This window comes from Streptomyces sp. ICC1, from assembly GCF_003287935.1.
In the GTDB taxonomy this organism is placed as follows: domain Bacteria; phylum Actinomycetota; class Actinomycetes; order Streptomycetales; family Streptomycetaceae; genus Streptomyces; species Streptomyces tritrimontium.
Genome location: NZ_CP030287.1, coordinates 3,333,976 through 3,357,314, shown reverse-complemented (window position 1 = coordinate 3,357,314; position 23,339 = coordinate 3,333,976). Strand labels below are relative to the sequence as shown.

Here is a 23,339-nt window from a genome sequence, read left to right as displayed (position 1 = left end):
GAGGGGTCATGAGCGACGAGGGCCGGCGGCGCGTGCGCGTGCTGGCGGGGCACCTGCTCCGCTCGGCGGCCTCCGTCGTCCTCTTGACCGCGCTGTACTTCCTGGCCCCGCTGGACCGCGGGTTCGACGCCCTGACCCTCACGCTGCTGGTCCTCGGCATGGCCCTCTTCGGCGGCCTGATCGCCTGGCAGATCGCCGCCATCACCCGTGCGGAGCATCCGCGGCTGCGCGCCATGGAAGTACTGGCCACCGCCGTGCCGCTGTTCCTGCTGCTGTTCTCCGCGTCGTACTTCCTGCTCGCGAGGGAGCTGCCGGAATCGTTCTCGGAGGCGCTGAGCCGGACCGACGCGCTGTACTTCACGGTCACGGTGTTCGCGACCGTGGGATTCGGGGACATCGCACCCGCCACCCAGGTCGCCCGCGCGCTGACGACCGCGCAGATCGTCGCCGACCTCATCGTGGTGGGGGTGATCGCGAAGGTCCTCTTCGGGGCGGTCAGGATCGGGGTGCGCAGGCGGGGGCACGTCGCGCGGTTCCCGGAGGAGAAGGAAGAAGAGGAAGAAGGAGACCCATGACGGAGCCGCGTGCCCGATCCGGCCCGCCGGTCACCGGAACGCAGCCGCAGGAGGCGGACGTCCTGCGGCAGCTGCTCCGCAGCCCCGGCTACCTCAAGTCGCTCGCCCTCTGCGCGCTCATCGGCATCCCGGTGTCCCTCGCCGCCTTCTGGTTCCTCGTCCTGCTGCACGAGCTGGAGCACGGTCTGTGGGCGGACCTCCCGCACGCCATGGGAATGAACGCACCGCCCTGGTGGTGGCCCTTCCCCCTGCTGCTCGTCGCCGGAACCGCGGTCGGCCTGGTCGCCGCCCGCCTGCCCGGCGCGGGCGGCCACGTCCCCGCCTCGGGACTGCACACCGGCGGCCCTTCGTCGGCCGCGCTGCCCGGCGTGCTCCTCGCGGCGGTGGCCGGCCTGCCGTTCGGCGCCGTCCTGGGACCGGAGGCCCCGCTGATCGCCCTGGGCGGCGGCCTGGCCCTGGTGTTCCGCGACCTCGCGAAGGCGCCGGCGACCGCGCGGAGCACCGCCCTCCTGGGTGCGGCCGGAGCGGCGGCGGCCGTCTCGGCGATCTTCGGCAACCCGCTGATCGCCGCGGTGCTCCTCATCGAGGTCGCGGGGGTGGGCGGGCCGCAGCTGTTCGCGGTCATGCTCCCCGCCCTGCTCTCCAGCGGAGTCGGAGCCCTGGTGTTCACCGGGCTCGGCCGCTGGACGGGGCTGGCGACGGGCGACCTCTCCCTGAATCTGTCCGCCCCGATCCCCCGCTTGGACGGGGCGGACGTGCTCTGGGCGCTGGCCATCGCCGTGGCCCTCTCCGCGGTCCTGCATCCGCTGCTGGCGGGAGCCCGGCTGATCGCCTCGTACGTCGCGGCGCGACCCCTCGTACGGACGGTCCTGTGCGCGCTGGGCGCCGCGGCCTGCGCGGCGCTCTACGCGCTGATCACCGGGCGCTCACCCGCGGACGTCGCCTCGTCCGGCCAGTCCACCCTCGCCAAACTCGCCACCGACCCGCACGCGTGGGGTGTCGGCGCCCTGTTCGCCGTCCTGCTGTTCAAGGGCGCCGCCTACGCGCTCTGCCTGGGCAGTCTGCGCGGCGGGCCCGTGTTCCCGGGGCTCTTCCTCGGCGCCGCGGCGGGCGTCCTGCTCTCGCCCCTGCCGGGTCTGGGCGTCGTACCGGCGATGGCGGCGGGCATGGCCGCGGCGGCGGCCATCACGCTGCGGCTGCCGGTGAGCAGCGTGGTGCTCGTGGTCCTGCTCCTGGGCAGCTCCGCCATGATGCCCGTGGTGATCCTGGCGGCCGTGGTCGCCTTCGCCATCACCGAGTTGCTGCCCCCCGGGCCCGCGGTGTCCGACGGCGCCCGGAACCACATGACCTGAGCAACCACGGCTGTCGCAGGGTCAACTCTGGTTGCTACCCTTGGGGCGAGCGGCTCCGGTCCGCTCGAACGGCCCCACCCCACAGTCGAGCGGGAGTTCACGTGAGCGCCAGGTACGCCCCGGACCCCTCGACGACCGTCGAGCGGATCGTCCCGCTCCTGGAACGGGCGGGGCTCGCGCGCGAGGAGGTCCTGCGGGTCGGGGGCGAGGGCGGGCTCTCGTTCCGCTCCGGGGTGCCCGAGGACATCGTCGAGGCCCTGCTGGAGGGCGGACACGCACCGTCCGCCCCCGGCGCGGACGCCGCGGCGGATCCGATGGAGGCCCGACACCGCCAGGTGGTCGACCGGATCCTGTTCCTGCGCGCGACGCGCCTCAGAGCGTTCGCGGACGGCGGGCGGCGGGCGTACTCCCTCGCGGAGATCGCGACCGGCGCGGGTACGAGCGCGCAGTGGCTGGATAAGATGATCAAGACTGGCAAGGCTCCGAACCTCGATCACGCGGCCGGTATCGCGGGGTTCTTCGGGGAGAACATCGAATTCTTGGTGGCCCCGCCCGCCGAGGCGCTCGACCGGGTGCTCCAGCAGATCCACAAGGACCTCCTGGAGAAGACGGTGGAACGCCAGGACGAGTACCTCCAACGGCTGAGGCAGGGGGATACTGCGTCCTACCTCAGTTCCGAACTGGGCGTGGCCGGTTACGCGGCCCGTGCTCTGGCCGACGTACCGGAGGACACGGCGCAGCCGATCATCGCCCTCATCGAATCAGTGGCACGCCGCTCGCGGGAAGAACGAGCCCGGGAGGCCAAGGCGGACTCGGACGGGCCGACGAGAACGGTTTGACCCGGTGGGCCGGGGCCGGGAGACGTGCGGTCCCCCGGCACTGACAGTGGACGAGGCATGGGGGGACCGTGCGTTCGGCCGGAAAGACGGTGGCACGCGATGGGCATCGCCCGCGACATGAAGCGGCATCGGGACGAGCTCCACAGGGGGCTGCCGCGCCCGATTCCCGACGATCCGGTCGATCTGTTCAAGGCGATCTGCGGCTACCTCAGCGCGAGCGCCGGGCGCGAGGTGCGCCTGATGCTGGAACCCTTCCCCACCGGTACGGTCAGCGGGCTCTGGCTCGACCTGGGTGACCACGAGGTCATCGCGGTGGAGGCGAACACCTCGCCGATCCACCAGATGGTGATCCTCGGCCACGAGCTGTGGCACCGCAAAGAGGGGCCGTGCGGCCACCACGGCAGCGCCGCGGGTGCGGCGGCCGCCGCCCGCATGCTCGGGGACCGGTGGAGCATCAGCGACGCCGCGGCGTACGTCGCCGCCCGGACCGACCCCGACCTGGACGAGGAGCGGCGCGCGGAAACCTTCGGGCGGATGCTGGCCGTCAAGTTCCGCCCGCACCTGGAGGGCACGCACGGCCGGACGCCCACAGACGGAGTGGCCGGCCGCATCTGGGCATCACTGGAAGGCTGAACGTGCACGAGGGCGTCAACTACTACGTGCCGGCCACCGCCCTGGGCGTCGCCGTACTGGCGAAGTTCCCGGCACTCGTGCGGGGTTGGCGCAACCCACTGGTCCGCACGGTGAACTCGCTGCTCATCCTGACCTGCGCCGCCTTCCTCTTCTCGGCTCCGCCGACCATCAGGTTCGTCAACCAGCTGACCGGTGTCAGCAACTTCTCGGCTCCGCTGGTCTACTGCATCGTGTCCGCCTACTCGTGCGCCTGCGTGGTGCTCATGGAGCACTGGCGGGCGGATTCGCGGCGCCAGGCGCGGGCCCGGACGCGCGTGCGCGGCTGGATAGCCGGTTTCGCCCTGGTGATCGCGGCCGTGGTCGTCTGCTTCTGCCTGGGTGAGGCACCGGACGAGCGACTGGTCGACTTCGAGCTCTACTACGCGACCACCCCCTTCATCTGGGAAATGCTCGTCATCTACATCTTCGCCAACGCGGTCGCCGCGCTGGCGGGTTCGGTGGCGTGCTGGAGCTGGTCGCTCGCCATCCGCAGGAGCACGGCGCGCGACGGAGTCGCGGCGGGCGGCAGGTCGCTGCGCGTGGGACTGGTCCTCCTCGCGGTCAGCTTCCTGGTGAACGGCATCTTCAGCCTGACCAAACTGGTCATGATCGCCGCGTGCTGGACCGGGCGGGAGTGGTACGCCCTCGAGCGCTGGATGTCGATCGTCATCTCCCTCAACGGCATGGTGGCCGCGTGCGGCCTGCTGCTGCCCGTGGTCGGCCCCTGGCTGGGGGCGCACGCGGTGCACCCCTTGCGGGACTTCGCCGCGCTGCGGCACCTGCGGCGCACCGTCCGCCCCTCCCCGTGCACCGCCCGGCAGCCCGTCCTGCTCACCGCGCCCTGGTTCTCCAGCCCCGAGCAGCACCTGATGCACCGGATGACCGACCTCCACGACTGGATGCTCGAACTGCGCGCCTACTGCTCGGACGACGTGCGCGAAGGCGCCTACCACGGGGCGCGGCAGGGCGGGACGCCCGAGCCGGAAGCCGTGGCGATCGCCTTCGCCGCCATGTTCACGGCGGCGGCCGACCGCCGCAGGAGCGGGTCGCCCACCGCACCCGAACAGGGCGTACGGGCTTCCCGGGCCCTGCGTTCCGCCGAGACCGAGTACCGCGACCTCATGATCCGCGTGTCCAGGGCCCTGCCCTCGCTGGCCGGCGCGGAGAGGTGAGGCGTCCCCCCACGCCTCACCTCTCCCGTCCGCGGGTCAGCCGCACCCCCGTGACGGCTGGACCCCGGGTCGGCCGCACCCCCGTGACAGCCGACCCTCCGGTTCAGCCGCACCCCCGTGACGGCTGAACCCCCGAGTCAGCCGCACCCCCGTGACGGCTGACCCCGTACCCTGCCGCGGTCAGGACCCCGCGGAGATCTGGCCGAGCGGCTCCCAGCCGCCGTGCCCGTCACCGCCCCGGTTCAGCGACACGTCCACCGCTCCGCCGTCCGCGACCGTGAGGCGGTCCGCCTTCCCGTCACCGTCCCAGTCGGCCCACCGCACCCGGCCCAGCTCGCCACCGGCGTCGCCTCCGCGCCCGCCGACGGGGGCGACGTAGCCGCTGATGTTCGAACCGACGCTCGCGGCAGCCGACCCGGCGCTCATGAGCATCAGCCCGGGGGCGATCGCCACCATCGTGAGTGACCGGGTCACCATGCGGCGGACCGTCGAACTGGACACGCTTGTCTCCTGTTTCGGGCAGGGCGGAGTGACCCGGGAACCACCGGGCGACGAGAGGGAAGTTGTCGTGGCGATCTCCGCCACACGAGGAAGGTACGCACAAACAGACGATTAATCAACCAGAATTGATGGCGCCTCAACCAGAGGTGAGAACAAGGAGAAGGGTCGCCTCCTCCTCGCGGAAAAGACGGCCCTCGCCACGACAGGACGCGTCAGGGCACACCGGGGCGCGTCAGGGTCGAGCGGTCAACACCATCGGACGCGCAAGCCCCTGACCTGCCCGGTCGCCGTACGGCGGCGTCGGCGTCGGCGTCGGCTCAGCGGGAGGTGACGGCCCGCTCGAGCAGGCCGCGCAGGACGCGCTGCTCCTGCGGCTCAAGGCCGGACAGCGGGGAGTCCATCGCGAGGAGTCCGAGGAGACGGGCCCGCAGCGCCTCGCCGTCAGCGGTCAGGACGAGGTGCTTGGCGCGCCGGTCGGTGGGGTGCGGGTGGCGCTCGATGAGGCTCTGCTTCTCCAGCTTGTCGACGACGAACGTGGTGTTGGAGGGCTCGCAGCTCATGCGTTCGGCGAGCTCCCGCATGGTCATCGGTCCGCTCATCTCCCGCAGCGCGGTCGCCTGGGACGCGGTGAGCCCGAGGGTGGCCGCACGCTCCCGCACGTGCTCGGCGATCCGCTGGGCCAGTCCGTTCACCAGACCGCACAGCTGCCGCTCGGCGATGGCCTGCTCGGAAGACGTCGTCATGCCCCCACTCTAACAAATCCGTCAAGGCGAAATATTTACAGCTTGAATCATTCGAACTTGATGCTTATGGTTGGCGTCGTCGCCCCGGGAGACCGTCGGCGATCGATCTGACGATGAATCACAGGAGTGAAACCATGGCTGACGTGACGGTGGCTCAGGACGTACGACTGCGCCGGCCGGCGGGAATCCGCTCGATCCGGCTGGGGGACACGAAGGTGTCGTACGTACCGGACGGCGATGTGCGGTTGCGGCCGCTGCGCCTGCTCCCGGACACCACCGCCGAGGTGTGGGCCGCGCACCCCGAGTACCTGGACGCCGCGGGGCTCCTCGTGGGAAGCGTCGGCGCCCTGCTGGTGGAGCACGGCGACCGCGCGCTGCTGATCGACGCGGGCTTCGGCCCCCGGACCCACGCGTCCGCGGACGGCCCCATCGACACGATCCACGGCGGGGCGCTCACGGACGGCCTGGCCGAACTCGGCCGCCAACCCGCGGACATCGAGGCGGTGGCCTTCACCCACCTCCACGCCGACCACCTCGGCTGGGCCTGCCACCCGGCCCCCGGTGGTGACCGGCCGGTGTTCGCCCACGCCGACTACCTGGTCTCGGAGCCGGAGTGGGACCGGCGCGACCTCCTGGAGGCCCAGGGCATGACCGAGCAGGTCGCGGCCCTCGCGCCCCGCGTGCGAACGATCACCGACGGGCAGGAGGTCTTCCCCGGAGTCAGCGTGCGGATCACCCCGGGCCACACCGTCGGGCACGCCGAGTACGTCATCACCGGCGGCGGACGGCGCCTGATCGCCTTCGGCGACGCCCTGCACTCGCCGATCCAGATCGACCACCCCGCATGGTCCTCGGCCTTCGACCACGACCTCGCGAAGACCGCCGAACACCGCCGCCGCCTCGTCGCCGAACTGGCGGAGCCCGGCACGATCGGCTTCGGCGTCCACCTCGCCGACGTGGTCTTCGGACACGTCCGCCACGACGGCGACGCCCCGGCGTGGCACCCCCTGGACGCCTGACCCGGCCTCACCGGCGCGCGTCAGGCGGGCGTGAAGAGGTCTTCCCGTGCGTCTTCGAGGATGAAGCCGTTGTCGAAGCGGACCGTGAGGGTCACGCGGTCGCGCTGCGCGAGGTAGGCGGCCCAGTCGGGCTCCAGCCCGCCGACCTGCTCCTCGAGCCGGCGCCGGCTCTCCTCGGGTATCTCACGGCCGAAGGAGTCGAGGAGGGATTTCAGCCGCTCGTACTCACGGGCTTCCGCGCTCTGGTGGTCGTGCTGGACCACGCGCTCGACGGTGCCCTCCGTGCCCGCCGCCAGGGACACGGACCCGGCGACGGTCTCGGGCGAGTCCGCGGGCCCTTCCGTCAACGCGACCCAATCGGTGAGCCTGGTGTCCGCCGCCAGCTTCACCCGCCGGCCTTCTTCTCGCATCATCGTGTGTTCGTCTCTCGGGTCGGTGCACGTCAGAACGCTGCCATTATCCGTCCCGGCCCCCGCGGCCGGTCAGCGCGGGGACAGGGCGAAGAGCCGCCCGTAGCCCGTGACGTCGTCCGTGTGCGTGCCGGCCGCGTTCATGGCCGACCACAGCAGCACCTGGTTAGCGGTGAACACCGGCCGGCCCGAGGTCGTCTCCAGGGCCTCGATCACGCCGACCGCCCGCAGGCCGTTGCCGCCGATGACCACGGCTTCGGCGTCGTCGGGGACATGGCCGGCGGCCCAGTCGTGCAGGTCGCCCGGCCGGATCAGGGACTGGCCGCTGGGCAGGGCGCAGGGGGCGGAGAACCGGACGTCGAAGCCCGCCGCCTCGTAGTAGGCCCGGCCCAGGTCGTTCAGGGCCGGGTCGAACCAGGGCGGGTCGACGAGGCAGAGGCGGGTGGCGTCCGCCGCGTGCAGGGCGTCGACGGTCGCGGCGCAAGTGGCCACCACCGGGAGGCCGTTCGCCCGGGCGCTCAAGCGGGCGATCATCGCCGCCTCGCCCCGCGCGCCGATGACGTACGCCGAGCTGGTGAACGCGTACGCGATCGCCGCGAGGGGCGCCGCGGCCAACTGCGCGGCGGCCTCGTCGACATGGGGCGGCGCGGCGAAGTCCCGGACGGGGGCCAGGGGGATCGTCGGATCCATGGTGCCGCCCTGCCGCATCGCGCCGAACGGCACGCGCGCGGTGTGCAGGCCGATGCCGGCCGGTGCCATCGCGCGCAGCTCGGATTCCGGGCCCACGTCCGCGTGCGGTGTCAGCACGCCGAGCCGGGCCCGCACGTCCCATCCGTCGGGGCGCCAGCCCTCGGTGGGCGCGGTCACCCGACGACGGGGCGGTCGGGGGCCGCGCGGAGCTGCGGCGTTCGGTTGTGCGTCACAAGGGCACTATGCGCGCATCCGTACGGCGCCGCGGCGGACACCACTCCGTGCGGCACCCCGTCCGGGGGACCTCGCCTTCGCCCGTCTGCGGGAGGTCCCTCAGAGGCGGACGTTCCAGTCGACGGTGGTGCGCAGCGTGCGGGCGGTCTTCGGGTCGCGGACCGAGGGGGTGCGGTCCTCGGCGGTGACCGACAGCTTGTGCGTCCGGAGGTCGTGGAGCCGCAGGTCGGCGATCGGGACCTCGGTCCGGCCTTCCAGGCGCCGCACCTCCCGGCCGTCGAGGTACCAGCGGACCACGAGCTGTCGGCCGTCCGCGCCGGTCAGCCGGGGCACGGTCACCTTCGCGGTGTGGCGCCACCGCAGGGCGCGGTCCGTGGGGGTGAGCGGGGTGACGATCCTCGCGTGCCGGTAGAAGCCGCCGATCATCGACTCGACGCCGGGGAGGTTGAAGGGCTTGCCCAGGACCCGCATGAGGGAGTTGTCGGTGGGCCGCTGGAGCCCGGTGAGGAAGTAGCCGCCCCCCTCGTACGCGCCGACCGTGCCGCCGTCGGGCGAGGGCTCGCCCAGCCAGCGGTACCACTTGGCCCGCTGCCGGGCCAGCCGGTCCGCGGACAGGGTGGAGATGTTGGACTCGGCGGGCTCGGGGCCGGTGTACTTCTCGTAGTCGGGGACCCCGGGGTAGAAGTACTCGTCGGCGAGCTTGCCCAGGGAGTGGCCGGTCTCGTGGATGGCGACCTGGCCGGACTTGGCGTTGTCGGCCGAGGCGGTGGATATGCCCTCGTAGCCGAGGGTGGCGCTGGGCTCGTTGTAGCCCGCGCCGCCGTACTTGGCGCTGTTGGCCAGGACGATGACGAGGTCGGCCTCGGGTGCCTTCGCGACGTAGGTGTCCACCTTGGGCTGGTCCACGCACAGCAGCCGCTCGATGTCCTCGCACCAGAAGTACGAGCCGAGGGCGGTGTCGCGGACGGCCTCCCGGTCGGGGTCGCCGGAAACGCCCGATTCGCGGGAGACGGCGTCGACCGTCCAGACGTTGAAGAGGTTCCGGTAGGTGGTGTACGGCTCGACGGCCGTCACCTCGGCCCATTTGGCCTGCGCGTCGGCGTGGAACTTGCCGAGCTCGGCCGCCGTGTAGCCGTCGCCGATGACGACGACGTCCAGGCGGTCGGCGGTGGGGCCGTTGTCGACGAGCTTGGCGACGTCGCCGTCGGCCGCCCGCTCGGACTCGGAGAGCCGGGCGCCGGTCTTGGCAGTGCCGCCGGCGGGTACGCGGGTGTGGCCCGATCCGGCGTTGCCGCCGACCTCCGGCCCGGGGATCTCCACCTCCACTTCCACCCCCGCCCCCGCTTCCACCCGCGGCGCGGCCGGAGCCTCGGCCGCGCGGACGGGTCCCGCGACCAGTAGAGCGGTGGTCGCGCAGGCCGCCGCGACGGCCGCGCGCAGGACCGATCGGACGGCTGGACGTCTGGTGTGACGCATGAAGTCCTCCCCCGGGAAAGGAAGTTAAGTGAAGAGTTAATCGTGCTGAATCGGTTGCTTAAACTAGGTGGCGCACGACGGGTGCGCAATGGCCCGCTCCCCCTGAATACTGGGGAGTTCGAGCGACCAGGGGGAATCCATGGACGAACCGGCCGAGATCGGCCGCAGGGTTCAGCGCATGCGCACCGAACTCGGGCTGACACAGCGGAAATTGGCGGAACCCTCGTACACGCCGGCCTACATCTCGACGCTGGAGTCGGGCAAGGTGCGTCCCTCCGAGGCGGCGCTGCGCTTCATCGCCGGGCGGCTCGGCACCTCCTACGAGGAGCTGGCCACCGGCCGCCCCGCCCGCCTGGCCACCGAGCTGCGGCTCGCCCTGACCGACGCCCAGCAGCTCCTCGCCGCCGGCGCCGCCGACGAGGCCGCCGCCCGCTACCGGGGCCTGCTCGCGCGAGCGGAGCACGCGGACCTCGCCGACGTGTGCGCCGAGGCCCTGCTCGGGCTCGGCGACTGCGCCCTGGAGTCCGGTGAACTGCCCGACGCGATCCGCCACTTCGAGGCCGCCGAGCGGCTCCTGGCCGATGAGCCGCTCCCCCGCCGCGCCCGTCCGATCCGCGGCCGCGCCGTCGCACACCTGCTCGCCGGGGAGTTGCGGTACGCCTGCTACCTGCTCGAATCGACCATCGACGAGCTGGGGACGAGCGGGCTGGCCGACCCCGAGGCGCTGGTGCTGCTCTACGCCGCGGTGATCGGGCCGTACATCGACATGGGCGCCCACGCCCGGGCCGCCCACGCGGCCGAGGTCGCCCTGTCGCTGGCCCCGCAGGTCAGCGACCCGGCTCTGGTCGCGGGCATGCACCGACAGGTCGCGCGGACGTTCCTCACCGAGGGGCGCGTGGCCGACGCCGACGCCTCACTCGCCAAGGCTCAGGCGATCTACGGGCAGCTGCGGTTGCGGACCGATTTGGCGCACTGCCACTGGATGCGCGGCTACGTACAGGCCCAGAACGGGGAACTCGGCTCCGCCGAGCGGGAGTTGCGTACGGCCCGGGAGATGCTCTCGGCCGGTCGCGCGGCCCTGTACACCGCGCAGGTCGAAGTCGAACTGGCCGACGTACTGCGCCGGCTCGGGCGGTACGAGGAGGCCGCCGAGCTGCTCTCGGCGCTGCTGGAGCTCGGGGACAGCCACGGCGCGGTGCACGCGGGCGGCGCGCACCGGCTCCTCGGCCTGATGGCCGAGGAGCGCGGCGAGAGCGAGTCGGCCGAGGAGCACTACGTGCAGGCCCTGGCGCTGCTGGAGCGCAGTGGGGCGACGGGCGATCTGGCCGACCTGTGCCGGCTGCTGGGCGACCTGCTGCGGCGGGGCGGCCGGACCGAGGCGGCCCTGGACGCCTACCGCACGGGCCTGGGCCACCGGGCGGCCCCCGGCACCACCACCCTGGGCCCGGCACCGGCGTCGCCGGCGTTCCCGCCCCGCCCGGCACCGCGGTAGGGGATCGTCCCCCACTGGATCGGCCGGACCTACCGGACCTAGAGGTCGATCCAGTAGCGCCGCTTGGGGCCGATCAGGGTCTCCCGGACGTCCTCCAGGACGCCGCCGCCGTTCTCGATCGTGCGGATGGAGGCGCGGTTCCCGGGGTCGCAGGTGAGCAGGACCCGGTCCATTCCCAGGAGCCGTGCCTCGTGGAGGACCTCGGACAGGGCCCAGGTGGCCAGGCCGCGGCGGCGGGCGGAGGGGCGCACGCTGTAGCCGATATGGCCGCCCGCGTCGAGCAGGAACCCGTTCAGGTAGTGCCGCAGGTCGATGGCGCCCAGGTACTCGTCGCCCTCGGCGATCCACCAGTACGTGGCGTGGACGCGCCCCTGTTCGAGCGGAAGCGTCCGGTCCCCGTACCCGCGCAGCCGCTCCGCCCACGCGGCGAAGCCCTCCCGGCTCTCCACGTCGTCGTCGGAGCCGAGCCCGGCGCCGTCCATGTGCGCGTCGGGGCCCCATTCCTCCCGCGCGGCGAGCCACGAATCGTACAAGCGGGCGGTGGGTGTGATCAGCTCGGGCATTCCCGGACGATAACAGTGCCGCCGGGACGGACCCCGGCCCGGGCGTCGCCCACGTGGTCGAGGCGGCCGACGGCGTGGCGGCGCCCCACCCGTACGAGGCGTACGCGGCCTGCGGGCAGGACGGCTTCGGCTACCAGTCGAGCTCCCACAGCCGCAGGGTGCCGTCCGAGCTCCCGGAGATCAGGAACCGGTCGTCCGGGGTCAGCGCGATGCCGTACACGTCTTCGGTGTGCCCTTCCAGGGTCCGCACGCAGCGGCCGGTCGCCGTGTCCCACATCCGTATGAAGAGCTCCCGGGCGTGGCCGTGGCGTTCCCGCTCGGGAACGTGGTCGATGCCGTGGGCTTCGACGTGGCCGACCCGGTCCGAGGGCGAGGGCGCCGCGGGGGCCCCGTACGGGTCGTGCGGCCCCGGGTGCGGGTCGGGAAGCGTGGATGCCATGGAGCCCTCCGGCTGCGGTATCACCGTACGGCTTCTCGAGGTCACCGGGGCGGGCCCGACACCCTCCCGTCGGCCGGGAGGCCCGGAGCGGCCGGCTCCGGCGGGGAATCCGCGTTCCATTCGATCCGGCCGCCCCGCAGGAACTGGGTGGGGGTCATGCCGGTGACGGCCCGGACCGTGTGGTGGAAGTGGGCCTGGTCGTGGAATCCGGCGAGGTCCGCGACGCGGGCCAGCGGCAGGCCCTGCTTCTGGAGCCGCAGGGCGTTGGTGAAGCGCAGGATGCGGGCGATGGCCGCGGGAGAGTGCCCGATCTGCTCACGGAACCGCCGCTCCAGGTGGCGCACGCTCCACAGGGTGTCGGCGGCCAGCCGGCCGACCCGGATCCGGCCGCGCACGCGGTGCAGTTCGTGCCAGGCCCACATCACCTCCGGGGAGACGCGCGCGCCGCGGTCGAGGAGCGGCGCGAGCGCGGCGTCCAGCAGGCGCAGCCGCTCGCCGGCCGGTGCGTGCGCCAGCATCTCCGGCAGGTGCCGCAGGGTGCGCGGAAGGAGGCTGACGGGGTCGAGGTGCGGCTGGCGCCACTGCGACATCGGGACTCCGAAGAGGCGGTAGGCGCCCATCGGGGGCATGCGGACCACCACGCCGCGGACGTCCCCCTCGTGCTCGGCGCGGACCGCGACGGTGGCGGGCAGATCGGCCCGGGAGGCGGCCGTGCTGTAACTGCGGTCGCCGGCCATGCCCAGGGTCCGGACGGGGGCGCCGAAGCCGAAGTCGACCGTGGCGATCGTGTTGGGGACGACCAGGCGCCGGCGCACCACTCCCCCGGCGTAGGCATAGGCGGAATAGCCCGACACGATGCCCCGCAGCGCCGGTGAGGGTGCGAGCCGGCGACTGTAGGAGGCGGCCTCCTGGCCGTTGCGTGCCACCGCTCGCCCCTTTCCTGTTCCCGCCGCCGTTCCCGACACCGGGTGGAGTGCCCGGGCCGCGCCGAGCGACACATCGGACTGAAGGGAGTTCCTTCCCTTTTTGGCGCATAAGCGTCGATTATATTGGGGCCATGACCGAAATGCCCCGTGGCGTCGATGTCCAGCGCGTCCACCACGCCCTGGCCGTACCGTCGCGTCGGCGCCTGATGGCCCTGCTGCGGGAGGCGGACGGCCTGTTGGGCGTGGATGACATGGCCGCTGCCACGGGGCTTGCGGTCGCCACCGTCCGCCACCACCTGGCGGCCCTCGCCGACGCGGGCCTGATCGCCTCCACCGCCGAGGCCGGGCCGGGGCGCGGCCGCCCCAGGCTGCGGTACGCGGCGACCCGCGCCGATCCGCACGAGCACTCCGCCGACGCCCCCTTCCGGGAGCTGGCCGAAGCCCTGGCCGCGGCGGTGGGCGGCGGACCGGGCGGGTCCCGCGAGGCCGGTCGCGGCTGGGGCCGCCGGCTGGCCGGGAGCGGGCCGCCGGCGGAGCGGGTGTTCGCCGTGGCCGCCCGGATGGGCTTCGCGCCCCGGGTCGAGCCGGGGCCCGACCCCGCCACCCGGCGGGTACTGCTGCACGACTGCCCGTACCGGGAGCTGGCCCGCACCCGGCCCGAGGTCGTGTGCGCCGTCCACCAGGGCGTCCTGGACGGCCTGCTCGAAGCCACCGGGACCACGGCCCGGCTGCTGCCGTTCATCGGCCCCGACCTGTGCGCGGCGGACCTGCGCACGGCGGGTCCCCGGAAGAACTGACCGAGAAGGACATCAGCCCATGCTCATCGTGTTCCCGCTCTACCCCGGTTTCACGGCGCTCGACGCCGTCGGCCCGTACGAGGTCCTGCGCTTCCTGCCCGGCGCGGAAGTGGTCTTCGCCGCCGAGCGGCCGGGACCGGTGCGGGCCGACAGCGGTGTCCTGCGCATCACGGCCGACGCCGCCTTGAGCGACATCGGCTCCTGCGACGCCGTGGTCGTACCGGGCGGCCCCGGCTCCCGCGCCCTCGCCGATCCCTCGGCCCCGTACGTGCGCTGGCTGCGCGAGGTGCACCCGGACACCCGGTGGACGACCTCCGTCTGCACCGGGGCACTGCTCCTCGGCGCCGCCGGAATCCTCGAGGGCCTCCAGGCCGCGACCCACTGGAACTCGATCGACCGGCTGGAGTCCTTCGGCGCCTCCTCCACCGAGCAGCGGGTCGTCTTCCAGGGCAAGGTCGTCACCGCGGCCGGTGTTTCGTCCGGCATCGACATGGCGCTCGCGCTCGCCGCCCGCATCGAGGACGCGGTCACGGCGCAGGCCATCCAGCTGCTCATCGAGTACGACCCGCGGCCCCCTTTCGACATGGGGTCACCCGCCAAGGCCACACCGGAGGTCAGGGAGCGGGCGCGCGAGATCGCCGCGGACGCCCGGGCCGGGAGGGGTGCCCAAGCCTGAGGGAACGCGGCGCACCGGCGAACGCGTGGCCGGATCCCCGCGGCCCGGCGGCCCCGCGGCCCGGCGGCCCCGCGGCCCGGCGGCCGGCACGGCACTGGTTCCCGCATGCTGGTCGGTGTACGGGCGACCGGCCGGGGTTGACCCTCGACCTGGTGGAGGGATCAGGGTTCCGGGTGTGGAGAACGAGATGCGCGGCATAGGCGAGATGGCCCGGGCGAGCGGACTGGGCGTGAGCGCGCTGCGGTTCTACGACGGCGCCGGCGTACTGGTCCCGGCCTGGGTCGATCCGGTGAGCGGCTACCGCTGGTACGGCCCCGAGCAGTTGGAGGAGGCCCGGCTGCTGGCCCGGCTCCGCCGGGCGGGCATGCCGCTGGCGGACATCCGGCTGGTGCTGGCCGGCTGGTGCGGCGCCGACACCGATCTGGTGCGGGGGCTGCTCGAGGCGCATCTGCGCCGACTCGAACGGGGCCTGTCCGATGCCCGCGGCGAGTTCTCCACGATCCGAGCGCTACTCGAACTCAGGGAGAACCCCATGACCACACCGACGACCGACGCCAGCAGCGCTGCCACCGCCGGCGCGGCCGCCACGACCGTCCGGCTGACCGTCCCGGCGCCCGAGCTGGCCGCCGCGCTGGACGCGGTCCGGTTCGCCGCCGGCACCGATCCGGAACTGCCGATGCTCGGCGGCGTCCTGTTCGACATCGAGGGCGAGGCCCTGCGGGTCGTGGCGACCGACCGGTACCGGCTGGCCGTCGCACGGGCGGCCACCACCGGGCACGCCGGACCCCGGGTCCAGATCCTCGTGCCGTCCCCGCTCGCCGACGCGATGCGGGCGCTGCTGAGCGAGGACGCCTCCGCCCGGCTCACCGTGGACGGCGCCCGCGTGGCCCTGGAGACGGGCGAACGCCAGACGGCCGGGCGCTGCCTGGACCACGATTTCCCCGACTACCGCCGCCTCGTCCGCCTGCCCGCCGGGCGCCGTGCCGTCGTCGACGTCGCGGACTTCCGCGACGCGGTGGAGACGGGCCCGGTCCGCGCGAGCGAGGTGCGCGAAGAGGACGGCTCGTCCCACGACCTCACCCTGCTGAAGGTGGCGGCCGACGGTGCGGTGACCGTCTGCGAGGACGGGGACGACGACCAGGGCCTCGTCGCGGTCAACCGCGCGTACCTGTTGGACGCCCTGACCGCCGGGGCCCGGGACCGGCTGGTCCTGGAGTTCGGCACCCCGACCGCGCCGCTCGCGTTCCGCCGGACCGACACCGAGGACGCGTTCTCCCTCCTGATGCCCGTCCGCCTGGAGAACTGACCACCGGTCCGGGGCTCGCGGACGCCGGCCGCGGACGCCTACGCGCGGATGTGGGACGGGACGTAGGCATCGGCGAGGTAGGCGTCCAGGTCGCGGTCCTCGGGCCGCTCGGGTGCCAGCATGTGCCGGATCCAGGCGTCGCGCTCGTGGCCGAGCGGGGCCAGCTCCCAGACGCAGCCGATCCAGGAGCGGTCCACTTTGACGAAGTGGGTCGCGTCCCGGTCGGGGCAGCCGAGCACCGGCTGGCCCGCGGCGGCCCCGCCGAAGTGCAGGACGTTGTCCCACACCCAGCTGTACGCGTTCAGGTACGCGCTGCCGTCCGCGGACGCGTGGACGATGACGAACGTGGCCGGGGGCGTGCCGTCGGCCTCCGGCAACAGCTCGGGCAGCAGGGCGTACGCCGCCTGCGCCACGGCGGGATCGATGCCCGCCGGGTCGGCGGTGACGTGGTAGCGCTTGACGGACCGGCCGCCGGCCACGATCGGGGGGTGCACGGTCAGGAACTTCTCTGCGAAAGGCATGTCGCGAAGGTACGCACGCTCCACTGACACCTCCTGTCAGTGGACTTCGGGAGATGCCCGCGCTGTCAGGGCATCTCGTCCGGGTCACAGCTGGCCCGGCGCAGTCCGATGGTGCGCAGGGCCCGCATCAGGGCCTCGGAGTCCCCCTCCCGCACGATGTGGACGGCTCCGTCGACGGCGAGGCCGGACACCGCCCGGGGCACGCCGACGGCGGCGGTGCGCAGCACCACCCCGCTCGGGGGGTCCAGGGCGCGCACCCCGTGGAAGACGTCGAGGACGTCGGGGACCGTGTCGAGGCCGTCCACCCCGGCGGGCAGGGACAGGACCGTGATGTCCGGCAGGAGGACCCGGGCGTGGGCCAGGGCGACGGCGGGGACGTCGGCGTGCGAGACGACCCGGAAGTGCGGGTTGCGCTGGATGCCCGAGCGCAGCAGCTCCAGCTGCTCGCCTTCGGGAACGCCCACCACCAGGACGGTCATCACCCTTCCCATCCTGGGTCCCCGCACGCCGCGGGGCGACTCGGGCCGGGCAGTATGGCCCCCGTGAACCCCGTGCCCGAGCCCCGTGACCGCACCGCCGCCTCAGGACCGGGCCCGATCCGTCTCGCGGCGGCCGGGGCCGCGGTGGTGACCGTCGGCGCGGGGCTGGGGCTCAGGGCCGTGGGAGCGGGGGACGCGGCCAAGTACGGCGGCGACGCGCTGTACACCGTCCTGGTGCTCGCCCTGGTCGTGCTGGCCGCGCCGCGAGTGCGCTGGCCATCAGCTGGGCGGTGGAGTTCCTGCAGCTCACCGCGGTGCCGGCCGAGCTGTCCCGGCACAGCGCCGTCGCCCGGCTCGTCCTCGGTTCCACCTTCAACCCGCCCGACCTGTTCTGGTACGCGGTCGGCGCCGCGGCGGGCTGGCTCGTGCACACCGCGCTGGGTGCGGCGGCCGGCCGTACCGGCCTGGTCAGCGGGCGACGCCGGGCATCTGGAGGGTGACCGGACCGCGCGCGGGCGCCGCCGCCGGAGGAGCAGGAGCCCTTCCGCGTGCACCGACACCGACCGTCCGGGCGGAGCGATCTTCCGCCTACGGGCCGCGGTGCGTGGCAGCCTCGCTGCCATGCACTACCGATCCGCCACGGCGGCCGACGCGCCGGCCATGGCCGCTCTCTTCGCGGCCAACCACCACGACGCGCTGACCGAGCGGGAGCGCTCCGAGCAGGGTTTCGTGCAGGGCGCCCTCGACGAGTCTGCGCTGCGCTCGATGGCCGATGCCGGGGGCCTCCTGGTCGCGGACGAAGACGGGGACCTCGCCGGGCTGCTCGGCTTGATCCCGCCCGAGAGCATGCCCGAACCGCCGCCGCCCGTCCTCGCCCTGCTCGGCGCGCAGGACTCCCTGCGGTGGCGGGGCCGACCGCTCCGCTCCGCGCGCTGGCTGCTGTACGGCCCCGTCGTGGTCGCCGCGGCCCACCGGGGCAAGGGGGTTGCCAGGGGGCTGTTCACCACCGCGATCGAGGCGGCGTCCGGCCGGGCCGACCTGGTGGTCGCCTTCATCGAGATGACCAACCGGGCCTCGTGGCGCGTCCACGTCGACGGGTTCGGCATGACCCCGCTGGGAGAGCTCGTCGCCGAAGGCCGCTCCTACGGCGTGGTCGGTGCGGCCGCCCCGGAACGGCCGGCGCGGCCCGGGACCTGACGGGTTCCGCGCCCCGGACCGGGCCCCTTCCTTCCCCCCGGTGGGAGGCGGAGACGAGGTCGGTGGGCACGTTGTGCCGGGCCAGCTCGCTCAGCAGCCGCTCGGCGCCGGGCATGAGGGGCATGCGGTCGGCTATCCGGGCTTCGAAGCGCTCGGTGGGCAGGACGGTGAGCTTGGCGTTGCTGTAGTCGGCGTCGGTGGATGCGACGAGGAAGACGGCGCTGCGGGCCACGGGGCGCGCAGGGCCAGGGCGTGCGCGGGAATGGTGACGGCCGCGAGGATCACGGCGAGTACGGCGTAGGTGGACCGCCAGCTCAGGTGGTCGGCGAGGACTGCGGTGAGCGGCGCGAAGAGCGTGGAGGCGAGGCCGCCGGCCAGCGTGACGACGGTGAGCGCCCGGATCCGGTCCGGACCCCACCAGCGGGTGAGGGCGGCGAAGGCGGGCGGGTAGAAGGTGGACGCCATGGCCACACCCGCGAGGATCCACCCGGCGGTGAAGACGGGGAGGTTGGGGGCGGCGGCGATCACAAGGATCGCGAGGGTGCCGAGGACGGATCCGGTCGTCATGACGGCGCGCGGGCCCCGGCGGTCGAGGATGCGACCGACGGGGACGCCGACCGCCGCCGAGACGAGCAGGGCGAGGGAGAAGGCAGCGGTGGCGGCATGGGTGGACCAGCCGGTGTCGGCGGTCAGGCGCGGGAGGAGGACGGGGAACGCGTAGTAGACGATGCCCCAGCTCGTGATCTGCGTGGCACAGAGCGCGGGCAGGACGGCGCGGGGCCGCGACCGGTCCCCCGTCCCGGTCGCGGCCCCCGTGCTGTGGAGGTCGGTCACGGAGGTCAGCAGCCGCCGGACCGGGCCGGGGCCCCGATGGTGAGGGTGGCCGGGGCGGCGCAGCAGCCACCGCCGGATTCCTCTTCAACGGCCCCGGGCTCGTCGAAGAGGCCCGCGCCACCGCAGACTCCGGTCTCCGGGAGGGTCAGCTCCACCCGCTCGGCGGCCTCGCGGTCACAGGCCAGGGCCGCGGCGATGGAGCGGACCTGCTCGTAGCCGGTCATGGCGAGGAAGGTCGGCGCGCGGCCGTAGCTCTTCATGCCGACGAGGTAGACGTCCTGTTCGGGGTGGGACAGCTCCGTCACTCCGTGGGGGTAGACGGTGCCGCAGGAGTGCTGGTTGGGATCGATCAGCGGGGCCAGTTCGGTGGGGGCCTGGAGGCGCTCGTCGAGGCCGAGGCGGAGCTCGTCCAGGAAGGAGAGGTCGGGGCGGAAGCCGGTGAGGGCGATGACCTCGTCGACCGGGTCCAGTCGGCGGCCGTCCTCGGCGACCAGGACCAGCTGCTCGCCGGTCCTCTCGACGGCGGTGGTGCGGAAGCCGGTGACCGCGTCGGCGTGGCCGGCCTCGACCGCGGCCTTGGCAGCCAGGCCAAGCGCGCCGCGGGCGGGCAGCTGGTCGGCCTCTCCCCCGCCGAAGGTGGAGCCGCTGATCCCGCGCCGCAGGATCCACACGGCGTGTGTCCCGGGCTCGGCCTTCACGAGTTCGGCGAGGTAGGCGAGGGCGGTGAACGCGGAGGCTCCGGAGCCGATGACGGCGGTGCGCCCGCCGGCGTAGCGGGCGCGGACGGCCGGGTCCTTGAGGTCCGGGACTCGGTAGGAGATCCGGCCGGCGGCGGCGCGTTCGCCGGGCGCGGGCAGGCCGTCCCCGCCGAGGGGGCTCGGAGTGGACCAGGTGCCGGACGCATCGACGACAGCCCGGGCGGTGAGCCGCTCCTCGGATCCGTCGGCGAGCGTCACGTGCACGGTGAACGGCTGCGCCTCCCGGTCCACGTCGACAACCCGGTCGCGGCCCAAGCGGGAGACGCCGGTCACGGTGGCGCCGTAGCGGACCCGATCACCGAGGACGTCGGCGAGGGGCTGGAGGTACTGCTCGGCCCAGTCGCCGCCCGTCGGGTACGAGCCACCGTCGGGCGCGGTCCAGCCGGTCGGGGCCAGCAGCTTCTCGGCGGCGGGGTCGACGACCTCGGACCAGGTCGAGAACAGCCGTACGTGCGACCACTCCCGGACGGCCGAGCCGGCCGAACTACCGGCCTCCAGTACCAGCGGCTCGATGCCGCGCTCGACGAGGTGGGCCGCCGCAGCCAGACCGACGGGGCCTGCTCCGATGACCACGACGGGCAGGGCGGTGGTGGATGCGTTCACGACGGACTCCCCTGTTGATTCGACATCTATCGATGACCGGACGCTTCCAGCATGAACCTTGTATCGATGTTCGTCAACATAGACATTCATCAAATCTAAAAGAACGCAGCCGCTGCGCCCCCACGGGCCGCACGGGCCACCCGACGAGCTCGCAGGGGGCCCACCTGGGGCGATGTCGACGCGCCACGCACCTGACCCACTGCTTCGACATGTGTCAACATAGGCGTATGTCGAATGCCAAGGTCCTGCCGCTACCGGAGCCCGAGGCCGTGGCGCCGTGCTGCCCCCCGCTCACCGAGCGCCCCCTGAACGCCGAAGAGGCCGAGCGCACGGCGAAGATGTTCAAGGCACTCGGAGACCCGGTGCGCCTGCGGCTGTTCTCGGCGGTCGCCTCCCACGAGGGAGGCGAGGCCTGCGTGTGCGACATCTCCGACGTCGGCGTCTCCCAGCCGACGGTCTCCCACCACCTGAAGAAGCTCAAGGAAGCGGGACTGCTCTCCTCCGAGCGCCGCGGAACCTGGGTCTACTACCGCGTCGAACCGTCCGTCGTCGCAGCGATGAGTCAGCTCCTCGCGACGGCAAGCTGAACCTCCTCGCCGACACGGCGGCCACCCGCCGACGGCCCGTCGCCTCAAGACGCATTGGCGGCATCCTCAGGGCGAGGCTGTTTCTCCAGACGCGGTCTGCGGTGCAAGGGAACGGAGTGTGTCCCGTGAAAGATGAGCCGCTGGTGGACCGCCGGCTGATCCATGACGAGCTGGAGCGGGTCCGCGCCGAGTTTCATCAGCTCCTCGACGCCGCCACGCCGGCGGACCTGGACTTGCCCACCCAGGAAACTCGCTGGACGAACGAGCAGCTGCTGTTCCACATGCTCTTCGGCTTCATCCTCATCCGGCCGCTGCTGGCCGTGATGCGGATCTTCGGGTGGCTGCCGCGTGGCGCCAGCCGGGTCTTCGCCCGGTTCCTGAACAGCGCGACCAGGCCATTCGATGTCATCAACTTTCTGGGCCCGGTCGGGGCCGTCCGGATCCTCGGGCGCCGGCGGATGGGCGTGACGTTCGACCGAGTCGTCGACGACCTGCACCGCCGCCTCGACACAGCGCCAGAGGCCGCCTTCACTCTGGGGATGCACTACCCCGTCCGGTGGGATCCGTTCTTCCGCGACTTCATGACGGTCACGGACCTCTACCACTACCCGGCCCAGCACTTCGACTTCCACCGGCGCCAGCTCACCCTGCCCGGCCCCCGCTGACACCGCGCGGGTCAGCCGACGCCGACAACGGCGACCGGATCGATCGGGCTCGCCGCAGGCACAGCGCCGGTTCACGCATGGGCCCGCTGCGGCATGGCCTCTTCTCTGCCGTCCATCTCCAGGGTGCAGCGCGGGGTACTGGCCGTATGGGGCAGGTGGACCCGCACCCGGAGGGGCGTCGGGGGCTCGGTGGGCAGTTCGGCATCCAGGATCCAGGATCCCGTCCGGGCGGTGCGACGGCCGAGCTCTTCGCCGTCGACGAGCAGCTCGATCACATGCGGGTGATCCCCATGGATGCTCACCGATACCGAATGACCGGCCCGATCGATGTGGAATTCGTGATGCCTGTCCATGATCGTCTCCCGACGGCCGAGTCTCGGCGCCTTCTCAGTCTCCCTCTACTCGGGCGACCGCGCTGGACCACCGCCCACGGCTGCCTGCGACCGCATCTACTGACCGAGGCCGCCACCGTCCGGCAGGCCGCCGCCCGGACGCGCTGTCCTCATCAGCCGAGCAGCTCTGCGGTCTCACGGCCCTCATCGCGCGGAACGGCCGCCGCCAATCACCACCACATCCGCGCTCATCGTCATGCGGTGGGTGCTCCGGTGGCGGCCTTGCCCCGCATGAAGATGACCGCCACCAGTGCGAGACCGATGACCACGCCGGCCAGTTGGGCGCCGATGAAGGCCGGAACCGAGGCCGGGGCTATCCCCGCGAAGGTGTCGGTGAAGGCGCGGCCGATCGTCACCGCCGGGTTGGCGAACGACGTGGACGAGGTGAACCAGTACGCGGCACCGATGTACGAGGCGACCGCGACCGGCGCGAAGCGGAGACGATCGGTGCGGGCGAGGCCGAAGATCAGCAGGATCAGCCCGGCAGTGGCGACGACCTCGCCGAGGAGGAGGTTCTCGGCGGAGCGGTCGTGGGTGGACCACTTCACCAGCGGCTCGCCGAACATCGCGTCCGCGAGCACCGCGCCCGCGATCGCACCGACGATCTGCGAAGGCACGTACACAGCCGTCTCACGGACGGTGACCCCGGCGCCGTCCCGGCGTGCGGTCCACCACTCGGCCAGGGTGACGGCGGGGTTGAAGTGGGCGCCGGAGACCGGGCCGACCGCGACCAGAGCGGCCGTGCCGACGAGCTCGGAAGCAGCCCTGGCCATGAGAGGCGTACGCGGTGGGGTGGCGCCGGGTGCGGGCTGCGGCGCGCCGGCGGCCGTGACGGCATCCGCTGCGGGGGCGGTGCCGACGGGCTCGGTGGTGGGCAAGAGGGCCCCTCGGGCAGGTGAGGCAGAACGCGGAAGGCTACGGGCAGGACCGCTTGAGGTTCGCTTCGGCGGTGGTGCGCGCGGTCCGGGCGAGATCGGCGAACTGACCGGCGAGCGCTTCGATGACTTCCGGGCGCAGCCGGTAGTAGGTGAACCGTCCGCACGGCTCCGTCTCCACGACCCCGGCATCGCGCAGCACCTTGAGGTGGTTGGAGAGGTTGGTCTGCTTCGCGCCGGTCTCCTCGACCAGGTGCGTGGTGCAGAGCGTCTCCTGCGCGAGGAGGGTCACGATCTGGAGCCTGAGCGGGTCGGCCAGAACCCGGATCAGATCAGTGTCGACTGACGTCATCATGGACTGATAATGTCACATCACCCGGACCTGATGTCAGCCCGGACTGAGTCGTAACCGCGGGGAAGGGGATTCCCGTACCTGCCTCGCCACGTCCCGCACTTCCTGATGAACGCCTGGCGGTACATCCACGGGCTGCCGGGCGACAGGCCGCTACCGCACCACCTGCCGGTCCACTCCGTAAAGGGAAGAAC

The 23,339-nt window shown here is 72.9% G+C and carries 27 protein-coding genes and 3 pseudogenes; 14 read left to right on the top strand and 16 right to left on the bottom strand.

Translation table 11 applies throughout. The features are described from left to right. Positions 1–8 precede the first annotated feature (8 nt). The 5 genes from DRB96_RS15970 to DRB96_RS15950 all read left to right on the top strand — a co-directional run bounded on the left by DRB96_RS15970 (position 9) and on the right by DRB96_RS15950 (position 4,610). Complete coding sequence (locus DRB96_RS15970; RefSeq protein WP_112449069.1) at positions 9–575, top strand: potassium channel family protein; 567 nt, start codon at positions 9–11, stop codon at positions 573–575. After that, positions 572–1,927, top strand: a complete 1,356-nt coding sequence (locus tag DRB96_RS15965) for a chloride channel protein (RefSeq protein WP_112449068.1) — start codon at positions 572–574, stop codon at positions 1,925–1,927. The genes DRB96_RS15970 and DRB96_RS15965 overlap by 4 nt, the downstream gene beginning before the upstream one ends. A gap of 101 nt (positions 1,928–2,028) precedes the next feature. Beyond that, on the top strand, positions 2,029–2,766 hold the full coding sequence (locus tag DRB96_RS15960; protein WP_112449067.1) for a hypothetical protein: 738 nt from the start codon (positions 2,029–2,031) through the stop codon (positions 2,764–2,766). Between the two features lie 99 nt (positions 2,767–2,865). After that, complete coding sequence (locus DRB96_RS15955; protein ID WP_112449066.1) at positions 2,866–3,399, top strand: toxin-antitoxin system, toxin component; 534 nt, start codon at positions 2,866–2,868, stop codon at positions 3,397–3,399. Between the two features lie 2 nt (positions 3,400–3,401). Next, positions 3,402–4,610 carry a DUF6545 domain-containing protein gene (locus tag DRB96_RS15950; RefSeq protein ID WP_112449065.1) on the top strand — a complete coding sequence of 403 codons (1,209 nt, stop codon included), beginning with the start codon at positions 3,402–3,404 and terminating at the stop codon, positions 4,608–4,610. Between the two features lie 180 nt (positions 4,611–4,790). On the opposite strand, the gene DRB96_RS15945 is transcribed toward DRB96_RS15950, so the two are convergent. Continuing rightward, positions 4,791–5,111: a hypothetical protein gene (locus DRB96_RS15945; RefSeq protein WP_162688607.1), complete on the bottom strand. Its 321-nt coding sequence runs from the start codon at positions 5,109–5,111 to the stop codon at positions 4,791–4,793. 317 nt (positions 5,112–5,428) lie between these two features. Further along, positions 5,429–5,854 carry a MarR family transcriptional regulator gene (locus DRB96_RS15940; RefSeq protein ID WP_112449063.1) on the bottom strand — a complete coding sequence of 142 codons (426 nt, stop codon included), beginning with the start codon at positions 5,852–5,854 and terminating at the stop codon, positions 5,429–5,431. A gap of 134 nt (positions 5,855–5,988) precedes the next feature. Between DRB96_RS15940 and DRB96_RS15935 the strand changes: the two genes are divergently transcribed. Then, positions 5,989–6,873 (top strand): MBL fold metallo-hydrolase, encoded by an 885-nt coding sequence (locus DRB96_RS15935; RefSeq protein WP_204357742.1) that lies wholly within the window; start codon positions 5,989–5,991, stop codon positions 6,871–6,873. Positions 6,874–6,893: 20 nt separating this feature from the next. Here the strand turns inward: DRB96_RS15935 and DRB96_RS15930 are convergent, their stop codons facing one another. From DRB96_RS15930 to DRB96_RS15920, 3 genes are all read right to left on the bottom strand, one after another. Beyond that, positions 6,894–7,286, bottom strand: coding sequence for a hypothetical protein (locus DRB96_RS15930; protein ID WP_112449061.1), 393 nt, complete (start codon positions 7,284–7,286; stop codon positions 6,894–6,896). Between the two features lie 69 nt (positions 7,287–7,355). After that, positions 7,356–8,150: a maleate cis-trans isomerase gene (locus tag DRB96_RS15925; RefSeq protein ID WP_112449060.1), complete on the bottom strand. Its 795-nt coding sequence runs from the start codon at positions 8,148–8,150 to the stop codon at positions 7,356–7,358. A 156-nt stretch (positions 8,151–8,306) separates the two neighbouring features. Continuing rightward, positions 8,307–9,683, bottom strand: coding sequence for a M64 family metallopeptidase (locus tag DRB96_RS15920; protein WP_112449059.1), 1,377 nt, complete (start codon positions 9,681–9,683; stop codon positions 8,307–8,309). Positions 9,684–9,822: 139 nt separating this feature from the next. Between DRB96_RS15920 and DRB96_RS15915 the strand changes: the two genes are divergently transcribed. Next, positions 9,823–11,175, top strand: coding sequence for a helix-turn-helix transcriptional regulator (locus tag DRB96_RS15915; protein WP_112449058.1), 1,353 nt, complete (start codon positions 9,823–9,825; stop codon positions 11,173–11,175). Between the two features lie 38 nt (positions 11,176–11,213). On the opposite strand, the gene DRB96_RS15910 is transcribed toward DRB96_RS15915, so the two are convergent. The 3 genes from DRB96_RS15910 to DRB96_RS15900 all read right to left on the bottom strand — a co-directional run bounded on the left by DRB96_RS15910 (position 11,214) and on the right by DRB96_RS15900 (position 13,103). After that, on the bottom strand, positions 11,214–11,738 hold the full coding sequence (locus DRB96_RS15910) for a GNAT family N-acetyltransferase (RefSeq protein ID WP_112449057.1): 525 nt from the start codon (positions 11,736–11,738) through the stop codon (positions 11,214–11,216). A gap of 130 nt (positions 11,739–11,868) precedes the next feature. Further along, positions 11,869–12,177: a hypothetical protein gene (locus tag DRB96_RS15905; RefSeq protein WP_112449056.1), complete on the bottom strand. Its 309-nt coding sequence runs from the start codon at positions 12,175–12,177 to the stop codon at positions 11,869–11,871. 41 nt (positions 12,178–12,218) lie between these two features. Beyond that, a complete protein-coding gene (locus tag DRB96_RS15900) occupies positions 12,219–13,103 on the bottom strand; it encodes a helix-turn-helix domain-containing protein (protein ID WP_112449055.1) in 885 nt (294 codons plus the stop codon). A gap of 131 nt (positions 13,104–13,234) precedes the next feature. Between DRB96_RS15900 and DRB96_RS15895 the strand changes: the two genes are divergently transcribed. From DRB96_RS15895 to DRB96_RS15885, 3 genes are all read left to right on the top strand, one after another. Next, positions 13,235–13,900, top strand: a complete 666-nt coding sequence (locus DRB96_RS15895) for an ArsR family transcriptional regulator (RefSeq protein ID WP_112449054.1) — start codon at positions 13,235–13,237, stop codon at positions 13,898–13,900. Positions 13,901–13,919: 19 nt separating this feature from the next. After that, on the top strand, positions 13,920–14,576 hold the full coding sequence (locus tag DRB96_RS15890) for a DJ-1/PfpI family protein (RefSeq protein ID WP_112449053.1): 657 nt from the start codon (positions 13,920–13,922) through the stop codon (positions 14,574–14,576). A 175-nt stretch (positions 14,577–14,751) separates the two neighbouring features. Continuing rightward, on the top strand, positions 14,752–15,882 hold the full coding sequence (locus DRB96_RS15885) for a MerR family transcriptional regulator (RefSeq protein ID WP_239516186.1): 1,131 nt from the start codon (positions 14,752–14,754) through the stop codon (positions 15,880–15,882). A gap of 38 nt (positions 15,883–15,920) precedes the next feature. Here DRB96_RS15885 and DRB96_RS15880 read toward each other — a convergent pair whose 3' ends face one another. Both DRB96_RS15880 and DRB96_RS15875 read right to left on the bottom strand, forming a co-directional pair. Then, positions 15,921–16,403, bottom strand: coding sequence for a hypothetical protein (locus DRB96_RS15880; RefSeq protein WP_112449052.1), 483 nt, complete (start codon positions 16,401–16,403; stop codon positions 15,921–15,923). A 65-nt stretch (positions 16,404–16,468) separates the two neighbouring features. Beyond that, on the bottom strand, positions 16,469–16,882 hold the full coding sequence (locus DRB96_RS15875) for a response regulator transcription factor (protein WP_112449051.1): 414 nt from the start codon (positions 16,880–16,882) through the stop codon (positions 16,469–16,471). Positions 16,883–16,936: 54 nt separating this feature from the next. On the opposite strand from DRB96_RS15875, the pseudogene DRB96_RS15870 reads away from it, so the two are divergent. Both DRB96_RS15870 and DRB96_RS15865 read left to right on the top strand, forming a co-directional pair. Next, positions 16,937–17,382 (top strand): annotated as a pseudogene (locus DRB96_RS15870) (DUF2809 domain-containing protein). 121 nt (positions 17,383–17,503) lie between these two features. Continuing rightward, complete coding sequence (locus DRB96_RS15865; protein WP_112449050.1) at positions 17,504–18,079, top strand: GNAT family N-acetyltransferase; 576 nt, start codon at positions 17,504–17,506, stop codon at positions 18,077–18,079. A 37-nt stretch (positions 18,080–18,116) separates the two neighbouring features. Here DRB96_RS15865 and DRB96_RS44625 read toward each other — a convergent pair. The 3 genes and pseudogenes from DRB96_RS44625 to DRB96_RS15850 form a co-directional block, all read right to left on the bottom strand. Then, a pseudogene (locus DRB96_RS44625) lies at positions 18,117–18,314 on the bottom strand (HAD family phosphatase); the annotation flags it as partial. Continuing rightward, positions 18,296–18,913 (bottom strand): annotated as a pseudogene (locus tag DRB96_RS15855) (MFS transporter); the annotation flags it as partial. The pseudogenes DRB96_RS44625 and DRB96_RS15855, both read right to left, overlap by 19 nt. A gap of 5 nt (positions 18,914–18,918) precedes the next feature. Then, positions 18,919–20,274, bottom strand: a complete 1,356-nt coding sequence (locus DRB96_RS15850) for an NAD(P)-binding domain-containing protein (protein WP_112449049.1) — start codon at positions 20,272–20,274, stop codon at positions 18,919–18,921. Between the two features lie 227 nt (positions 20,275–20,501). Here DRB96_RS15850 and DRB96_RS15845 point away from each other — a divergent pair, with 227 nt between their 5' ends. Both DRB96_RS15845 and DRB96_RS15840 read left to right on the top strand, forming a co-directional pair. Next, positions 20,502–20,861 carry a metalloregulator ArsR/SmtB family transcription factor gene (locus DRB96_RS15845; RefSeq protein ID WP_112449048.1) on the top strand — a complete coding sequence of 120 codons (360 nt, stop codon included), beginning with the start codon at positions 20,502–20,504 and terminating at the stop codon, positions 20,859–20,861. A gap of 125 nt (positions 20,862–20,986) precedes the next feature. Next, the gene (locus tag DRB96_RS15840; RefSeq protein WP_112449047.1) at positions 20,987–21,526 is read left to right on the top strand and encodes a DinB family protein; all 540 of its coding nucleotides are present in this window, start codon (positions 20,987–20,989) and stop codon (positions 21,524–21,526) included. 71 nt (positions 21,527–21,597) lie between these two features. Here the strand turns inward: DRB96_RS15840 and DRB96_RS15835 are convergent, their stop codons facing one another. The 3 genes from DRB96_RS15835 to DRB96_RS15825 form a co-directional block, all read right to left on the bottom strand. After that, a complete protein-coding gene (locus DRB96_RS15835) occupies positions 21,598–21,879 on the bottom strand; it encodes a hypothetical protein (protein ID WP_112449046.1) in 282 nt (93 codons plus the stop codon). Positions 21,880–22,112: 233 nt separating this feature from the next. Beyond that, complete coding sequence (locus DRB96_RS15830) at positions 22,113–22,796, bottom strand: aquaporin (protein WP_204357741.1); 684 nt, start codon at positions 22,794–22,796, stop codon at positions 22,113–22,115. 37 nt (positions 22,797–22,833) lie between these two features. Next, on the bottom strand, positions 22,834–23,148 hold the full coding sequence (locus tag DRB96_RS15825; protein ID WP_112449045.1) for a metalloregulator ArsR/SmtB family transcription factor: 315 nt from the start codon (positions 23,146–23,148) through the stop codon (positions 22,834–22,836). Between the last annotated feature and the right edge of the window lie 191 nt (positions 23,149–23,339).

What these genes read in the sequence shown, in the direction of transcription:
- DRB96_RS15970 (WP_112449069.1), top strand. Translation starts at nt 9, where the DNA reads ATGAGCGACGAGGGCCGGCGGCGCGTGCGCGTGCTGGCGGGGCACCTG.
- DRB96_RS15965 (WP_112449068.1), top strand. Translation starts at nt 572, where the DNA reads ATGACGGAGCCGCGTGCCCGATCCGGCCCGCCGGTCACCGGAACGCAG.
- DRB96_RS15955 (WP_112449066.1), top strand. Translation starts at nt 2,866, where the DNA reads ATGGGCATCGCCCGCGACATGAAGCGGCATCGGGACGAGCTCCACAGG.
- DRB96_RS15940 (WP_112449063.1), bottom strand. Translation starts at nt 5,854, where the DNA reads ATGACGACGTCTTCCGAGCAGGCCATCGCCGAGCGGCAGCTGTGCGGT.
- DRB96_RS15935 (WP_204357742.1), top strand. Translation starts at nt 5,989, where the DNA reads ATGGCTGACGTGACGGTGGCTCAGGACGTACGACTGCGCCGGCCGGCG.
- DRB96_RS15930 (WP_112449061.1), bottom strand. Translation starts at nt 7,286, where the DNA reads ATGATGCGAGAAGAAGGCCGGCGGGTGAAGCTGGCGGCGGACACCAGG.
- DRB96_RS15920 (WP_112449059.1), bottom strand. Translation starts at nt 9,683, where the DNA reads ATGCGTCACACCAGACGTCCAGCCGTCCGATCGGTCCTGCGCGCGGCC.
- DRB96_RS15915 (WP_112449058.1), top strand. Translation starts at nt 9,823, where the DNA reads ATGGACGAACCGGCCGAGATCGGCCGCAGGGTTCAGCGCATGCGCACC.
- DRB96_RS15910 (WP_112449057.1), bottom strand. Translation starts at nt 11,738, where the DNA reads ATGCCCGAGCTGATCACACCCACCGCCCGCTTGTACGATTCGTGGCTC.
- DRB96_RS15905 (WP_112449056.1), bottom strand. Translation starts at nt 12,177, where the DNA reads ATGGCATCCACGCTTCCCGACCCGCACCCGGGGCCGCACGACCCGTAC.
- DRB96_RS15895 (WP_112449054.1), top strand. Translation starts at nt 13,235, where the DNA reads ATGACCGAAATGCCCCGTGGCGTCGATGTCCAGCGCGTCCACCACGCC.
- DRB96_RS15890 (WP_112449053.1), top strand. Translation starts at nt 13,920, where the DNA reads ATGCTCATCGTGTTCCCGCTCTACCCCGGTTTCACGGCGCTCGACGCC.
- DRB96_RS15880 (WP_112449052.1), bottom strand. Translation starts at nt 16,403, where the DNA reads ATGCCTTTCGCAGAGAAGTTCCTGACCGTGCACCCCCCGATCGTGGCC.
- DRB96_RS15875 (WP_112449051.1), bottom strand. Translation starts at nt 16,882, where the DNA reads ATGACCGTCCTGGTGGTGGGCGTTCCCGAAGGCGAGCAGCTGGAGCTG.
- DRB96_RS15865 (WP_112449050.1), top strand. Translation starts at nt 17,504, where the DNA reads ATGCACTACCGATCCGCCACGGCGGCCGACGCGCCGGCCATGGCCGCT.
- DRB96_RS15845 (WP_112449048.1), top strand. Translation starts at nt 20,502, where the DNA reads ATGTCGAATGCCAAGGTCCTGCCGCTACCGGAGCCCGAGGCCGTGGCG.
- DRB96_RS15835 (WP_112449046.1), bottom strand. Translation starts at nt 21,879, where the DNA reads ATGGACAGGCATCACGAATTCCACATCGATCGGGCCGGTCATTCGGTA.
- DRB96_RS15825 (WP_112449045.1), bottom strand. Translation starts at nt 23,148, where the DNA reads ATGATGACGTCAGTCGACACTGATCTGATCCGGGTTCTGGCCGACCCG.